General features: G+C 70.2%; 2 protein-coding genes and 2 pseudogenes. 1 reads left to right on the top strand and 3 read right to left on the bottom strand.

From position 1 onward, the window contains the following. Positions 1–311: pseudogene (locus KBX53_RS28945) on the bottom strand (phytanoyl-CoA dioxygenase); the annotation flags it as partial. A gap of 222 nt (positions 312–533) precedes the next feature. Next, on the bottom strand, positions 534–1,394 hold the full coding sequence (locus KBX53_RS28950) for a hypothetical protein (protein WP_210862768.1): 861 nt from the start codon (positions 1,392–1,394) through the stop codon (positions 534–536). A 320-nt stretch (positions 1,395–1,714) separates the two neighbouring features. Between KBX53_RS28950 and KBX53_RS28955 the strand changes: the two genes are divergently transcribed. Further along, positions 1,715–2,479: an SDR family NAD(P)-dependent oxidoreductase gene (locus KBX53_RS28955; RefSeq protein ID WP_210862770.1), complete on the top strand. Its 765-nt coding sequence runs from the start codon at positions 1,715–1,717 to the stop codon at positions 2,477–2,479. Between the two features lie 42 nt (positions 2,480–2,521). Here the strand turns inward: KBX53_RS28955 and KBX53_RS36630 are convergent. After that, a pseudogene (locus KBX53_RS36630) lies at positions 2,522–2,677 on the bottom strand (enoyl-CoA hydratase); the annotation flags it as partial.

Genomic DNA, 2,677 nt, shown 5'->3' on the forward strand with positions numbered 1-2,677 from the left:
AGGTGGTTGTGGTGGGTGTAGATGTTCCAGCCGGCCAGCCCCCACATGTACGGGAAGGCGATCGGGTGGGTCAGCAGCTCACCGAAGAGCTCGTCGCGCTCCAGGAAGCCCAGCAGGTGCAGGGTGCCGTCCTTCTTGGTGGTGCCCTTCGCCTGCTCCTCCGCGTAGACGCGGTCGACCGCCGCCTCCAGCGCCGCCCGGTGGTCCTCGGTCAGGACGTTGCGCAGCAGGAGGAAACCCTGCTCGTGGAACTCCTTGCGGTCAATGTCGCTGATCGGTTCGTAACCGGTCCGGTCGCCGTAATCGAACACCGCGTCGTACCCCTCCCCATGAGGTGAAACCTTTTCTGGCACAGGCCGCCGATCGTAACGCGGTGGCCCAGGCATCGGGGAGGGTGTGTTGGGGGATTGGGTCGCAGTGGGACCCCACGCAGCGAGAGAAACGCACAGAGTGAGATCAAGGCGATCAATAGCCGGGTTTAATGCATTTTGCCGGATTGTGCGGTCACTGCCGGTTAGGAGATCCGGGTCGGGTCAACCCTCGTTGAACACCTCGGCCACCACCTGACCGGCCGGGCTCTGCTGCCCGTCCACCCGACCCCACGAGCCGTTGCGCGCGGTCCACTCCAGGTCGCCGAAGCGAACCCGCTTCACCCCGTGGTCCTGGGCGTGTGACACCAGCCAGTGCGCGTACCGCCAGCCGTCGCGTTGGTCGCCCGGGGTGACCGCCAACCCCGTCGGGTCGGTCGGGTCGGTGCCCTTCAACCCCCAGTCCAGCACCAGGTTGCGGGTCAGCTGCGCCGCCGCAGCCGCGCCGTACATCGCCGGGGTGCGCCCCACGGTGCAGGCGACAGCGCCGCTGGCGTCGCCGAGCAGTGCCCGGCTGAGCACCTCGGAGTCGTCGGCCCTCTTCTGGTACGCCTCGGGGAACGCCGAGCGCTGCACCCGCTGGGCGGCATCGGTGACGCGCATCTTCTCCCAGCCGCGCACCTTCTTGAGGGCCGCGTAGAACCGGTTGGCCGCGTAGCGCGGATCGCGGATCTGCGCCGGGGTGCCCCAGCCCTGGCTCGGTCGCTGCTGGAACAGGCCGACCGAGTCGCGGTCGCCGTCGGCGAGGTTGCGCAACCCGGACTCCTGGTACGCGGTGGCGAGCGCGACAACGACGGCCCGCTCGGGCATGCCACGCTTCGCGCCGATCGCCGCGATGGTCGCCGCGTTTGCCATCTGGTCGGCGTCCAGCGCGACCCGACCATCGGCCTGCACCGTGCACTTCCGCGCCACCAGCGGCAGCGTGAGATTGTCGCCGACCTGCCGTACGACGAGCCAGATCGCGATCACGGCGACGAGGATGAGCACCACTCCACCCGCCACGGTTGCCCGAGTTCGCACCCACACCCCCAGATCGACAGTCCGCCAAGCGTACGTCCCCGCACGCCCCCTCCGGGTCGTCCGAGCGGTTCGGGCCCGACTCGGGCGCCTCGGACCGGTTCGGGTCGCCTCCGTTGTCGCGTACCGGTTGGCGACGTTCCCGCTTCGGTGGCGATCTCACCTGCTCGCTGGTTCTGTCACGTGCCCGGTGCCGGCCTGTCGGGAGTGTCACCGGGTGCGCGACGACGGGAAGCGATTGACCAGTCAAGGACTTATCTCTGTTGACATGTCAATCCGACCGACCGCCACCACCTGGGCGAGTCGGTCACCGAACGAGGAGGAGTGTCATGGGAACGCTTGACGGCAAGGTCGTGCTGATCACCGGCACCGGGGGTGGTCTGGGCCGCGTCGCGGCGCTGACCTTCGCCCGTGAGGGCGCGAAGGTCGTCGGGGCCGACCTCCAGGTCGCCGCGAACGACGAGACGGTCGACCTCGTCCGCCGCGCCGGGGGCGAGATGACCGGCATCGCGCCGGTCGACCTCACCGACCCCGAGCAGGTACGCACGCTCGTCGACGACGCTGCCGCCGCCTACGGCGGGCTGGACGTGGTCTACAACAACGCGGCAGCGCTCCGCTTCGGCCCGATGCCCGACTTCTCCGTGGCGGACTGGCGCTACACCATCACCGGGGAACTCGACATTCCGTACTTCGTGTCGAAGTTCGCCTGGCCGCACCTGGTCCGGCGCGGCGGCGGCGTCATCATCAGCGCCGCCTCCATGGCCGGGACGATCGGCGGCCACGTGCCGCCGATGGTCGGTCACACCGCCGCGAACGCCGGCATCATCGGGATGACCCGACAGCTCGCGCTCGAAGGCGCGCCGCACGGGATCCGCGCCGTGGCGGTCAGCCCCGGGCCCACCCTCACCCCGGCCAGCGAACGCGACCTCGGTGACAACCAGGAGGCCCGGGACGCCATCACCGCCAAGACGCTGCTCAAGCGCTTCGCGCGCCCCGAGGAGGTCGTCGAGCTGGTGGTCTTCCTCGCCTCGGACCGGGCGTCGTACATCACCGGGGCGAACTACCCGGTCGACGGCGGCGCGACCGCCTGGTGACCCGAGCATGGGCGCCGCGGCTCCCGGCGGCGCCCCTGACCCTCAGTCGTCCTGAGCGGGCACCCAGCGCGCCGGACGTTTGTCGCGGAACGCGGTGACCCCCTCGCGTCCCTCGTCGGACAGGAAGTAACCGGTCGAGACGGCGGAGAGCCGGGCCAGCTCGGCACGCAGCTCGGCGGTGGCCGGCCGGCGCAGCAG

The sequence above is a fragment of the Micromonospora sp. M51 genome, from assembly GCF_018070305.1.
Classification (GTDB): domain Bacteria; phylum Actinomycetota; class Actinomycetes; order Mycobacteriales; family Micromonosporaceae; genus Micromonospora; species Micromonospora parva.